General features: G+C 57.4%; 6 protein-coding genes. 3 read left to right on the forward strand and 3 right to left on the reverse strand.

The window, feature by feature from the left end; genetic code table 11:
- Positions 1–26: 26 nt before the first annotated feature.
- Positions 27–6,035, reverse strand: a complete 6,009-nt coding sequence (locus tag HC231_RS18720; RefSeq protein WP_208228220.1) for an alpha-2-macroglobulin family protein — start codon at positions 6,033–6,035, stop codon at positions 27–29.
- A 630-nt stretch (positions 6,036–6,665) separates the two neighbouring features.
- Between HC231_RS18720 and HC231_RS18725 the strand changes: the two genes are divergently transcribed.
- Entirely contained in the window at positions 6,666–8,042 is a 1,377-nt protein-coding gene (locus HC231_RS18725; RefSeq protein ID WP_208228221.1) for a PTS transporter subunit EIIC, read from the forward strand.
- Positions 8,039–9,466 carry a glycoside hydrolase family 32 protein gene (locus tag HC231_RS18730; protein ID WP_208228222.1) on the forward strand — a complete coding sequence of 476 codons (1,428 nt, stop codon included), beginning with the start codon at positions 8,039–8,041 and terminating at the stop codon, positions 9,464–9,466. Before HC231_RS18725 ends, HC231_RS18730 begins: the two co-directional genes overlap by 4 nt.
- A gap of 49 nt (positions 9,467–9,515) precedes the next feature.
- On the opposite strand, the gene gss is transcribed toward HC231_RS18730, so the two are convergent.
- Positions 9,516–11,387, reverse strand: a complete 1,872-nt coding sequence (gss, locus tag HC231_RS18735; protein ID WP_208228223.1) for a bifunctional glutathionylspermidine amidase/synthase — start codon at positions 11,385–11,387, stop codon at positions 9,516–9,518.
- A 268-nt stretch (positions 11,388–11,655) separates the two neighbouring features.
- Here gss and yghU point away from each other — a divergent pair, with 268 nt between their 5' ends.
- The gene (gene yghU / locus HC231_RS18740; protein ID WP_208228224.1) at positions 11,656–12,522 is read left to right on the forward strand and encodes a glutathione-dependent disulfide-bond oxidoreductase; all 867 of its coding nucleotides are present in this window, start codon (positions 11,656–11,658) and stop codon (positions 12,520–12,522) included.
- Between the two features lie 317 nt (positions 12,523–12,839).
- Here yghU and HC231_RS18745 read toward each other — a convergent pair whose 3' ends face one another.
- On the reverse strand, positions 12,840–13,757 hold the full coding sequence (locus HC231_RS18745) for an alpha/beta hydrolase (RefSeq protein WP_208228225.1): 918 nt from the start codon (positions 13,755–13,757) through the stop codon (positions 12,840–12,842).
- Positions 13,758–13,918: the final 161 nt, after the last annotated feature.

Consider the following 13,918-nt stretch of genomic DNA (forward strand, 5'->3'; position numbering starts at 1 on the left):
AACGGCGGAGCGCGTACCGTGGTGGATTATTTTTTATCAACGGGCGCGGCATCGGCGGGCACGACAATCAGTTTTTGGTTGCTGACGGACAGCGCCTGAACGTCGCGATCGTACATGGCTTCGCCATAGGCGGGCGGGATCGCGAAGCTGCCGGTGTTGGTGGCCTTGATCTGATACACGAACGTTTGCACATCCGTGCCGGCGCTGCCGTAAATGACCACCCGGTCTTCACGGATATCGCTGTAATCCGGCGCCCAGGTCGAACCGGATGCCGCCAACGGCGATTGCCATACGGCAGACGCCTCCTCTTCGCTGCTTTCATCGCCATCGTCGGATTCCGGCGCCGGCGGCGTTTGCTGCACCACCTCGAATCCGCCCGGCAGTAAATCGACGATCGCCAAATTGCTCTGCCCCTCTTGCGAGTTCGCGCGCACTTGCAGATGAACGTTAATCTTCTGCCCCAACGTCACCTGCGTGACCGGCTTGCCCTGCTCATCGGTATAATCGCGGGTGATTTCCAAACCGCGGGAAATGGCCTGCTTCGGCGCCGCCAGATCGAAACCGGCCTGCGTCACCACGTACCAGGCGGGAGCGTCATTGGCGTTTTCAAAGCGGATTGATCCGGCATCCGCGGTAAAACGGCCTTTGGCGAACAGCCCCTGCAGCGTGGAAATCAACTGCGGTTCGACATTGGCGGTTTTACCGATCTGCGTGATTTTCAGCCCGTCCGGCATCGCCGACTGCGCCGCGACCTGCGCGGAATAGCTCTCCAGCGCCAGAATGCTCATCGCCGATGAATACGTGGTGTAGCGTTCCTCTTTCAGCGCCTTGAGCATATTTTCCAGCACCTGCGGCGGAACGGCGGAGACTTTTTCCGGGAAGTGGCGCGTAATCAGATACAGACGCGTCGCGTCCTGCGCCAGCGGGTCAAAGTAGTTCTGCGTCCACCAGGCGGCGTCATACGCCTTGCTCATCCGCTGCCAGGTCGGCTGCAGCAACGCATTGGCTTCATCGTCCATTTTCAGCAAACGGTACGACGAGGCCAGATACAGCGCGCCGAGATCGGTTTTCCAGACGTCCGGATACAGCTGTTGCAAGGCGTTCTGCACCGAGGCCAGCGCGCTGGTGGTGATTTCGCCCTGACGGGTCAGCAGATACACCGCCCATGCGCGCAGGCGCAGCGTGTACAAGTCGTCAGACGGGTTGGCCGCCAGCTCGCGCAGCGACGCATTCGCCTCTTCCAGCATGCCGACCGGCAACGCATAGCCTGCGGCTCTGGCTTCCAGCAGATATTGCACCACGTACGGCGTGACGAAGGGATCGGCTTGCGGCGACGAACGCCACAGGCCGATCGCGCCGCGATCGTTCTGGCGCGAACGCAGCACCGCCATCATATCTTTCAGCTGCTTGCCGCTTTCCGCCGGACTCAGGCCGCCGCGCATTTCCGGGTGTAACGCCGCCAGAATCAGCGGAACCGAACGGCTGACAATCTGCTCCGAACAGAAGTACGGATAGTCCGCCAGATACTGCGACAGCCCGCTGGCCAGCACCAGCGGCGAGTTGGAGACCGCCGCCTGACGCACCGCATACGCATCGAACATCTGGCGCAGATTATCGACATCCTGACGACGGTTCATGCGTCCCATCACTGACTGAGTGCGGAATGGCATCGCCGGACGCACCGAGGTGCTGATGGTGCGGCGGCTGGTCTTGTCGGCGTATTTGGCCTCGAACGCCAGCGGCGCATCGCCCAGCATGTTTCTGGCGCGCAGACGGAAGTTAACCACGCCTTCGCGTTTTTCCGCCAGCGACAGATGTTGATCGGCCTGGCCCACCACTTCCAGCTGCGGCGGCACGTTCAGATGCAGCGCGATCGCCACGCTTTGGCCGTGCAAATCGGTAAGGTTATTGCTGACGCCCACGCTGACGTCAAACTCATCGCCCGGCGCGACCATGGCCGGCACGTTTGGCGTCATGATGAAGTTATCGCGCACGGTTGCCGACGTCTGCGCTTTACCGATCTTGTCCGGCGTAACGGAAATCGCCATTACGCGGATTTTACCGTTGAAATAGTCCGGCACCGGATAGTTGAACCGCCGCTCGCCGTTCACGTCGGTAATGCCGGACCAGTAAGCCACCGGCTTATCCCGTTTGCGTTTGAACGGATTGACGCTGAGATCCAGCCCTTCGCCGCCATCGCCGCCCGGCGCGGCCGTCAGCTGCATCAGCTTGCTGAATTCCGGCAGGATCAGATCGAGGATCTGTGAACTTTCCACGCCCAGTTCGCGTTTGCGGAAAAAATACTCCAGCGGATCTTTCAGACGATAACGCGCCACCTGCAAAATGCCTTCGTCGACGGCAAACAGCGCCACCTGCTGCGGGCCGTCGGTGGTGACGGTAATCGGCAGATTTTCGCCCGGTTTAACCACCTGCGGCACGTCGATTTTCAGGACGTTCTGACGCGCCCTGGCGCTGATTTTAAACGGCATCACGCCGTAACTCAGCGGGCTCATAAAGATTTCATCGGAGTTGATGTCGCGCACGAACTGCACGTTGATGTAGCCGTTGCCCTCCATGCCGTCCGGTATGCGGATTTTCTGCACCGAACTGGTGGTATCGGTGTGGAACCACTGCCAGCCGTAGACTTTGTCTTTCTCGATGGTGATCAGCCCGCTGCCGGTATAGGGGGCGTTGATCGCCACCTCGATTTCATCGCCCGGCTGGTATTCGCCCTGGTTGAGTTTCAGCTTCAGCTCGGCGTTGCGGTCCAGCGAACGGCTGAGGTTGGCGTTGCCGGCGACGCTGTAAGCAACGCGGTTCAGCACGTTGCCCTGCGCGTCCTCGACCGCCAGCACGAAATCGCCCGGCCGGTCGGTCGCCAGCGTCAGATCGTCGCCCTGCGCGCTCAGCGACAGCGGCTGTTGCGACAGCTCAACTTCCTTCATTTTCGACTGATATTTATAAATGCCGGAATCCTGCTTGGTCAGCACGGAAACGTACTTCTGCTCGATCAGCGTGACTTTCAAATCCGGCAGCGCGATCGGTTTCAGCGACGGATCAACGGCGATGATATTCAGATGCCGCGCGGCGTTGCGGTTGATATAGCCGAGATCGCCGTCCGGCTTCACGCCGACCAGATAATCATGCGGCGACACCAGCGTGCGCGCGCTGGCGGCGACGGAACGCCCGCCGCCGGCCACAAAGGCTTCCGACAACAGTTGCAGTTGATATGTCGCATCGGCGTAGGCGTTAAGATTCAGCGGAATCGCCGCCGCCCCTTGCTCATCGGTGGTGCGATCTTCCAGTTCAGTTTCAAAACTGTCCCGACTCTGCCGGTTCTCGTAAAACGCGTAATCCGGGAACGCGTCAAAGCGCGGATATACCGGATGCAGCGTCAGTTTCGAGGCTACGCGGCGATCCTGCGCCGGCGTGCCGAACAGGTTCTGCACATCGATATTCGCCTGTAACTCCGACGGTTTCACCCAGCCCTGCTTACGTTCCGGCGTCAGTTGTAGTTTCACTTTCAACTGATCCGGTTCGAACTCTTTCACGTTTACCGAGGTATATCCCAACAGCGTGGACGACTCATTGTCCTTACCGACCAGATACAGATAAACATTCCACTCGCCGGTCGGCGAATTCTCGTCGGTGGTGTAACTCAGCTCGTTGAACCCGCTGGCATTCAGCGTCAGCGGAATGGTGCTCATCAGCTTGGCGCGCGGATCGTGAATTTCAGCGCGCAGCGGCACGCCGGCCAGGCCGGTGCCCCAGTCGGCGGCGCGGGTGATCAGCCCGATGTTAAAGGTATCGCCCGGCCGATAAACGCCGCGGTCGGAGAACAGGTAGCTGCCCAGCGTACGCGGGTCGCTCGGCGCGATGTCGCCGCCGACGTCAAAGCGGGAGAAATCCAGGCCGCGGTCGTTATTGCGATCGGCGGGCAGGAAGGAGACATCGCCCTCCTTTTCCACCAGGAACATCACCGGCTGGCGTTCATTGGTGTAAACATCCAGCGCCGGGAAACGCGCATGGCCGTCGTTATCGGTGAACTGCGTCAGCAGCGTGACGCCGTTTTTAGCGATAACCGAAACTTTGGCATTGCCGACCGGCGCGCCGCTATGGATGGATTGCACAAACAGATCGCGGGTTTTATCCTGCGAACGCTTGGCGATGATGCCCAAATCCGTGACCACCACAAAGCGGGAATCGCCAACCTGCGGCTCGTCTTCGCTTTGATCTTGATACAGGTAGCCATCATCATCGGCGGCAGGTTTCTCTTCATCTCTCTGCGGATCCCATTCCGACAGCGTCAGCAGGAATATGCCGCGATGCGAACGCGGATCGGTGGATAAATAGCGCGACAGATCGACGCCCCGGTAATTCACTTCTCCCGGTTTGTCGTTATCCACCGCCGTCTGGTATTTAAAGTGCTCGGTAAAGTATTCGTCATTCAGGCGGTTAAATTCCGCCGATGAGTACTCACGGCGCTTGAACGAGACGATGTGTTGCAGCTGGCTTGGGATCACGCGTTTGACGTCAAGGCGCAGCCCCGGCACGTTGCGCGCGGCGACGCTGACCTGCTTATCGCCGTTAACCGACAAGAGCGAGCCTTGCGACATAAACTGCAGCAGTTTCGGGTAGTCCGGCACATGCACGATGCGGTAGAGGCGTTCCGGCATTTTATAGCCGCCGGACGAGGTCAGCACATTGTCGATTTCCACCAGCAGCGAACGGTGCGCCGGCGCATCAAAGCGGAAGCTGAACTGCGGCTGATAGTCGTTTTCCGCATCGTTCAGTTGGACATTCAGCGGCGTGGATTGCGCCAGCACGCTATTTTCCACGCTATCCACATTCCAGTGGTAAAAATCGTCCGGGTCATTAGCGGCGTACGGGTCGTTCGGATCGTGCTGCGGCAGCAGCCACACTTTCACCGCACGGCGAACATCGCTGTCTTTTACCGCGTCGCTGAAACCGACGATCAGCGCGCGCTCGCCTTTCGCCCCTTCGGCGTCGACAACCTGCGCGCTGGCTTCGTTCACCGTCAGACTGTACAGCGTCGGCACCGCGACCCAACCGTTGCGCGGCTGCGCGGTGGCATTGGACGCCACCGACGCTTTTACCCCTTCACCGATAGCAATATGCACCGAACCGCCGTGCTCAAAAGATTGCAACGGTTCGGAATGCACCCAGGCGTTGAGTTTTTTCCGGTCGTAGACCACGGAATAGTTGAGTTTGGTCTCTGATTTGGCTTTCGCCACGATCAGGCCAAGGGAAATCTGTTTTTCGAAACTGGCGGCATCCACCGGCGCGTTGAATTTAACGTTAAACACCGCGTGGCGTTTCTGCGGATCCTGCGGGTCCTGATAATACTGGGATTCGCCGAGCTGATAATCAAAAGCGGGAACGGTAAATTCATAACGCGTCGTCGTCAGTTTGATTTGCGGCGCCAGCAGCGCGTCAGGCGTGAAGTTCACTTCATATTTGCCGCCCATCGGCAGCGGATTTTTAGGCGTGAAGACTAACGTCGCGCCGTTTGCCCATTTCCACTGGCCTTCGGCGGCGGGCTTCAGCGAAATCCCTTTCTCTACCGTTTTACCGACGTCCGCCAGCGGCGCGGCGGAGTGGCTGAAATTAAAGCGCACTTCCTGAGGCGCGATTCTCTCGGCGGCGTAATTCACTACATCCGGCGCGTTAACCGATACGCCGGTTTCCTGGAACACCATCGGCGCGGGTTCGATGGGTTGAGGCCGGTTCAGCCACCAGTGCCAACCGTAAACCCCCGCCCCGGCGGCGCACAGCAGAACTAAAATCGTCAGGCCGACGGCTTTCGGATGTTTATCCACCCCGCCTTCCATCCGCTGAAAACCGCGTGTCAGCCAGCCGGACATCGCCGTCCACCAGCCAGGCGCACGCCAGTCGATATGACCGATGATTGGTTTAATAACGCGGCCAAGCAAGCCGAGAACAAAACCCAGCACGCGAAAAACGCCTTTTATCAGGGTAAAAGGCAGACGAAGTAAGAATTTGAGTAAATCCATTTGTCGCTATACACCTAGTCTCTGTGCTCCATGAGCGAAAATTATATTTTTATTGAATACAAAATATTACGCGAGATATCCGACGGTAAAAACCGGAATGATTGCGTAAAAGTGTAATAAGCATCTGACTAAAAAGCCATTGTTCTATCCTTTGTTTTTAAATAACGGCAGGGCTATTCTCGCGGCCTGAGCCACCTGCCTGAGCGCTGGCTCAGGCCGCCAATCCCCGCGGCGCACAGCCGGTATCGCGAACATCAAACGCGGCGGACGATCGCCGTAAATTCGTCGCCATAGAGACATCCAGATGGCGAATCCCTGCCTTATCAAACTGTACCGGAAGGAGATTATGTGTTTACATACATTGGTTTGAGATGTTATTTGTGATCCATCTCACCATTTTAAAAAATTAAAGTTCACTATTTTATACCCTAAGTAGTTCGAGCCGCGGGAAGGCGGCGACGCAACGAATCTCCAGAAGTTTACATTTGTAAGTGACTGAGGCGAGCGGCAAATTTGCATGAGGCGGATTTGCACGCCGCTTGCGTCGGCCCTATAGGCCGGGTGATTAAGGCAATGCTCCTGCGCTTGAAGTATGACGGGTTTATAAAGCTAAAGTTTCCGAGGAAGTTCATGGATTATAAGCAGGTAGCCCGGCAGCTCGTTCCGCTGATGGGCGGCAAGGATAACATTGCTTCGGCCATTCACTGTGCCACGCGACTTAGAGTAGTACTGGAAGATGAATCAAAGCTGGATCTTAACGCGATTGATGCGGTTAAAGGGGTAAAGGCGAGTTTTCGTAAGGCCGGGCAAGTACAGGTTGTATTCGACAGCAGTGTGATTAACGATATCTACGACGCGTTTGTCCACGCAGCCATGATCGATGACTCGACGCAGAAAGAAGAAGCCTCGCAAAATGCCGTAAAAAATCTCAGCTACTTCCAACGTATAGCCAGCACCCTGTCCAACGTTTTCATCCCCATTATTCCCGCCATTATCGCCTCCGGCCTGTTGATGGGGCTGATGAGCCTGATTAGAACCTACGGCTGGCTGGATTCGAAAAACGCCGTTTACGTTTTGCTGGAAATGTTCAGCTCCTCCGCCTTTATCATCCTGCCGGTGCTGATTGGATTCACCGCCGCCCGCGTATTCGGCGGGAACCCGTTTCTCGGCGCCACGATCGGCGGGATCCTGACACACCCGACGCTGGCGAACGTCTGGGGCGGATTAGGAAGCTACCATACGTTGGACTTTTACGGGCTGCAAATCGCCATGATTGGCTATCAGGGGACGGTGTTCCCGGTGCTGCTGACCGTTTGGTTTATGTGTTTTATTGAGAAGCGTCTGCGGCGCATCGTTCCCGATATCGTCGAGATCATCTTTGTTCCATTCCTGACGTTGATCGTCTCCGGCTTTGTCGCGCTGCTGGTTATCGGCCCGGCAGGCCGTATGCTCGGCGACGGCATCGCCTATGTGCTGACCACGCTGATTGCGCAAACGGGCTGGATTGCCGGGGTGATTTTCGGCGGCCTCTACTCGGTGGTGGCGATGACCGGCATCCAGAACAGCTTTCATGCCATTGAGGCCGGACTGCTGATCAATCCGAATATCGGCGTCAACTATCTGCTGCCGATTTGGTCGATGTCCAACGTCGCCCAGGGCGGCGCTTGTCTGGCCGTTTGGTTCCGCACCCGCGACAGTAAAGTCCGCAAGATAGCCATTCCGGCCGCCTTCTCGGCCATGATCGGATCGGTCGAAGCCGCGGTATTCGGCGTCAATCTGCGCTTTGTGAAACCGTTCGTCGCCGCTATGGGCGGCGGCGCGGTCGGCGGCGCCTGGGTGGTTTACAACAAAGTTTACGCTACCGGCGTGGGTCTGACCGGCCTGCCGGGCCTGGCCATTATTCAGGCCAGTTCATTGGTTAATCATCTGATTGGTCTGACTATGGCATTCGGGCTGGCATTCTTTATTTCTTTACTATTCAACTATAACCAAAAGGGCGATCAATGAGAGAAAAACACCTCCTGAAGCAGACGCTGCTCTCGGTGATGAACGGTTATCATCGCGACCCGTCCGACAGTTACCGGCCGCTATGGCACCTGTCCCCGGTGGTGGGGTTAATGAACGACCCGAACGGCTTTATTCAGTTCCAGCGGCGTTACCACCTGTTTTATCAGTGGAACCCGCTGGCCTGCGACCATAGCACCAAATTCTGGGGTCACTGGAGCTCGGCCGATCTGGTCAACTGGCGGCATGAACCAATTGCCCTTCTGCCGAGTGAAAAGTTCGATATTGACGGCTGTTTCTCCGGTTCCGCGGTGGATGACGACGGGCAGTTGGTGCTGATCTACACCGGCAACGTGATGCTCCCCGGCGATCGTACCGCCTGGCAATGCATCGCCCGGCAGAATGCGCAGGGCGAATTCGAGAAGCAACCGGTACTGGGCCAGCCGGAGGGCTATACCGGCCACGTGCGCGATCCGAAAGTCTGGCGCCATGGCGATAACTGGTACATGGTGCTGGCGGCGCAGGATCCGCAACTACAGGGTAAAGTGCTGCTGTTAAAATCGCCCGATCTGCAAACGTGGACGCTGATGGGCGAGATTGCCGGCAGTCAGGTGGGGGATAGCGGCGAATTCGGTTATATGTGGGAATGCCCGGACCTGTTTAACCTCGATGGCCACGACGTGCTGATTAGCTGTCCACAGGGCGTCGCAGCCGAAGAGCGCCGCTATTTAAACCAGTACCAGTGCGGCTATCTGCTGGGAAAACTGGATTACGCCACGGGCGGCTACGCTCACGGACCGTTCCACGAACTGGACTGCGGCCACGAGTTTTATGCGCCGCAGACCACCCGGACCGACGATGGCCGCCGTCTGCTGATCGGCTGGATGGGCGTGCCCGACCAGGATGAGTTCGAGCAACCCACCCTGCAACACGGCTGGATACATATGATGACCTGCCCGCGGGAACTCAGCGTGCGCGAAGGCCGGCTTTGCCAGACGCCGGCGCGCGAACTGCAAACGCTGCGCGGCGCGCACCGGCAGGCCGGCGGACGCGCCGATTCGCTGCCGACGCTTGACGTCCATAGCGCGGAAGTCGTGCTGCGGGTCTCCGGGAACTTCCAGGCGAATATTGGCGACACAATGCGGCTGACCTGCGATGAGCAGGGCATCACGCTGAGCCGTAAGGGACTGCGCAACGGCGAGGAAGAAAAACGTTACTGGCAAGGCAAGGTGGAGAAGCTGCAAATCCTTTGCGACAGCTCCAGTCTGGAGATTTTCATCAATGACGGCGTCGGCGTCATGTCCTCACGCTACTTCCCTGCGGCGCGGGCCGAGATGAAATTTAGCGGCGGCGCGGAGATAGCGCTCGACCACTGGCAGCTAAAAGAAAGCCAGACGGGCAGCCCGCTGGCTAACATTAAGCAGTAAAATCCTCTGTTCGTGCGGAGCCGAATGCCGACGGCTCCGCACGCCACCGCTACTTCCGGTTATCTTTCAGCACAATCAGCGGCTCGATATCGCTCTCTTTTTTGATGACCAGCGAATCATCGCCGCGCAGACAGGTTCCGCCATAGTTGCCGCCGACGGTAAAAGTACATACCTGAATGTACTTCCCGGCGACGTTGGGCAGACACCACAGCTGCTGGTAGATATTTTTCCGATCGACGAACTTGCCGGAAGTCTTATCGAGCACCTCATCGTGATGACTGACCAGGTCAATGTTGCTGCCGCAGCGTCCGGAAATCGGCTTGACCGCGTAACCGGTTTTCGCCAGCTCTTCGTTCACCTCAAAATCGGTATCCAGCAGATAGCGATGATGCGGGAACAGCGACCAAAGCACCGGCAGAATCGCCTTATTGCCGGGGATCACCGTCCACAGCGGCTCAAACACCATCACTTCAGGGCGCATTAGCACGTCAATCAGGCGAACCTCGTTATCCGGGTGTCCGGTACGGATCGGCACCGCCGCAAATTCGGTTTCGCTGACTTCGCGCACCTGTTCGATCACCGTCTCCCAGGCCCAGGTTTTCCAGACGCAGTTAACCAGCCGGCCATCGCCATCGATAAGCCGCCCGGCCTCATCCCAGCGCAGTTCATCAAGCCCGCAAAGAATTTTGCTCTCGAAACCGGCCTGCGTCAGAGCGCGTTGCATAAACCCGGCGTGGTAATTCTCTTCCAGATCCTTGTCCTGCATGATGTGGACAAACGGCCGCGCCAGACTGTGCTTCCATGCGCCGGTCAGTTCGCTAAGCAGCTCTTCCGCCGGGTTATGTCCCTTGCCGGGATAGCCATGACGGGCCCACTGTTCGAGGATCAGCCCCCCTTCGGTGTGGCAGGAGGCGGAATCCGCATTGTATTCATAAACCTTCAGGCCGCGCTCATCCATACAGAAATCCATCCGGCCGGTGATCATATCGTGCCGGCGATGCTGCCAGGAGAGCCGCAGCCGCGGCCAGAGAATTTTGGGGATATCAAACAGCGCCAGCAAATTATCGTCTTTCATCACCTTGTCGGTAGCATGCAGGTACATCAGGTGCAGCTCGTTGGTCGCCTTGATCAGTTCCTGCTCGGCTTGTTCGGTGATGGTGAAATATTGGTAAGGATCCTGGTTGATAATGTGGCCGCCATTGGCCTTCACATAGGCCAATTGCAGGGGATCCTGCTCGTCCAGCCATTTGCCGGCGAACTGGCCCTGGTTATCCAGCCGCGCGCCGTGAATGACTAATGCTTCGCCGGGGATGGTCGGCTGCGGCAGGCTGTGTTCCGTCTCGTCGGTCTGAATCATCCAGCCGAGGATAGTGGTGTCATCGAAGGTGTCGTGAATGGTGTAATGGCCGTCGTTCACTTCCAGCGTCAGCTCGCGGGTCCACTGCTGTCCCGGCGGCAACAGCGTGTGGGTGACGTTTTGCTCGGCGATGCGAACTTTATTGCCCACGAGTTGGGTAATCACCGCCACGTGGCCGGTTTCGTAAAACTCGCCGCCTTTCTGCCAGATCAGCAGCGAACCTGCTACCGGCGGGCGCAGAGAGCCGTTGGCAAAGGCCTGTAGAGGCAGGATATTGTCATTAACGACCTGACGTAAAAAGCGCAGGGAGAAGATTTCATACGCCATACCGATATCGGTAAAGACGCAGCCATAGTTTAAAAACAGAAAACGGCGGGCAAATTCGACGCACTGCCACTTATGCCCCATATATTCGTTGTCGATATAGCTGCGAAACGAGGCGTCGCCCGGCATGTTCTGCGGATCCAAACTTCTGTAATTTGATGAATAAATTGCTACGCCACCCGGCGCGTACCCCAACAAGGTTCCAAATGGGGCGTCACTACCTGTTGTTCCTTTGCTCATTACCTGACCTCAAATTAATGCCGCCCGGACAGTTGGCTGTGGGAAACCCCTCTAATTATCTCGTCCGGGCAATGCCACGACAGAGGTGGATTTATGATAGCACTCATTCAACCCGATCATGATGCAAGACGGGAAATTTCGCTGTGGCTCCAGGAGCGCTCTCCCCCGTCGTAATGCTTAATAAATCTCATTATGCTTCGCGCCGTTAAACGCATTCGCCGGTAGCTGCTACACTGCTTCAGGACACCCACAAACAAGGTAGGTCAACATGTCAGAGAACAGCTACCAGCCGCCGAAAGTATGGGAGTGGAAGCAAAATAACGGCGGCGCGTTCGCCAATATCAACCGTCCGATCTCAGGGCCAACGCATGAGAAAGCGCTGCCGGTCGGCGCGCATCCGCTCCAGCTCTACTCGCTAGGCACGCCCAACGGCCAGAAAGTGACGATTATGTTGGAGGAGTTGCTGGCGCTCGGCGTCACCGGCGCGGAGTACGACGCCTGGCTGATTCGCATTAGCGAGGGCGATCAGTTCTCCAGCGGTTTTGTCGATGTTAACCCTAATTCAAAAATTCCGGCGCTGCGCGACCACTCAACCACGCCGCCGATCCGCGTGTTTGAATCCGGCAATATCCTGCTCTATCTGGCGGAGAAGTTCGGCCGCTTCCTGCCGAAAGAGGTTGCCGGACGCACCGAAACGCTGAACTGGCTGTTCTGGTTGCAGGGCTCCGCGCCGTTCCTTGGCGGCGGTTTCGGCCATTTTTATAACTACGCGCCGGTAAAAATCGAGTACGCTATCGACCGTTTCGCCATGGAGGCCAAACGCCAGTTGGACGTGCTGGATAAACAGCTGGCGCGCGGCAGATACGTGGCGGGCGACGAGTACACCATTGCCGATATGGCTATCTGGCCGTGGTACGGCAACCTGGTTCTGGGCAACGCCTACAACGCGGCGGAATTCCTTGATGCCGGCAGCTATAAAAACGTGCTGCGCTGGGCGAACGAGATCGGCAGCCGTCCGGCGGTCAAACGCGGGCGCATCGTTAATCGCACCCATGGCCCACTCAATGAGCAACTGCATGAGCGCCACGCCGCCAGCGACTTCGAAACCGGCACCGAAGATAAGCGTCAGGCGTGAGCGCCGTCAGCCCCCCCACCCGGCCTCCCCCTTGTCAGGGGGAGGAGATAACGCCGGATTTGCCCCTCCCCAGGGACTTTCTCTTACACATAAATGCAGGGACTCTGACGGGGTTCATAGGGGGCTGGCGTTTGAGCCCCCTATGTCGGGCGCGTGCTACGCCATAGCATAAAAATAGCGGCATTGCGGCGCACGAAACTGTCTCTGAGTCCGCATAAAAATGTGACCAAGAGACAACTTCTGCGAAGGGATGGAGCTACCAGTGGAGTCCGCATTAATTTCTATCAGCGCGCGTTGCGATCCGCACATACCGATAATCACAAAACATCCGATGTAAATTGTTTTTGCAAAAAACGCATCACCGGGCCGCTGAGCGAGGTATCGCCGGTATTGACCGCACACATCTGACTAATGTGATTATGTCCGTACACCACGTGCAGGTCGGGCGTAAATCCATGCTGCGTGACCAGCCGGGCAAATAGCTCTCCCGTTTCAACCTGCATCAACACCGGATCCAACTCGGCATAACTGATAAACAGCGGAAACGGCGCGGTATCGATCAACTCGACGGTAGACATTGCCGAGCGGTCAGTCAGGTTCGAGCCGAAATAGGCGTCGCCGGAAGGATCGGGCGTGGGAATTCCGAACTGTTGACGGGCCAGAAGCTCCAGTTGGGCGTTATAAACGCCTGAGATCAGCACCGCTCCGGCAATTTTCAGCCCTTCGGCGGGATGAAAACGGCGAATCAACGTGGCTGCAGCCACATGCGCGGCGCCGGCGGATTCCCCCGCCACCACGATTTTCTCAGGATCGCCGCCAAATTCGGCGATATTCGTTCGCGTCCACGCCAGCGCCGATGAAACATCTTGCGCCCCCGTCGGCCATTGGTGCGCAGGCGCCAGACGATAATTGGGGACGACGACGACCATCCCCTGACGCGCGTAAAAATAGCCCTGATTGCTGAGAGAGGATTTATCGCCGCGAACAAAACCGCCGCCATGCACAAAGATCAGAACCGGGCTTGTTTTGTTCGCGCCCGTCGTCGGCAGGTAGACATCCACGCGCTGCCGTTCATCATCGCCGTAAGCAATATCCGTGCGGACGCTAACGCCCTCAATAGGCTGCTCGGCAAGCAGCGGCGCATACCAGGCTTTCGTCGTCGGCACATCAATAACCGGCCCCAGCTGTTTTATCTTTTTTTCAATATCGACGGGAAGTTGCGTATTCGGCACCATGATCAACTCCATCAATCTCTGCGATCGTCATGTCTGAATAGTCATTATAAAAGAAAAAACGCTTTAACAACGGTTGGCGTTTAATAACAAAGCATTCGCAAGGCGGTGTAAACGCCCCCCTGCGAACCCAGACTTCTGGCTGAAGTCACGCCGCTAGCGCG

It is taken from the genome of Brenneria izadpanahii (genome assembly GCF_017569925.1).
Lineage (GTDB): Bacteria > Pseudomonadota > Gammaproteobacteria > Enterobacterales > Enterobacteriaceae > Brenneria > Brenneria izadpanahii.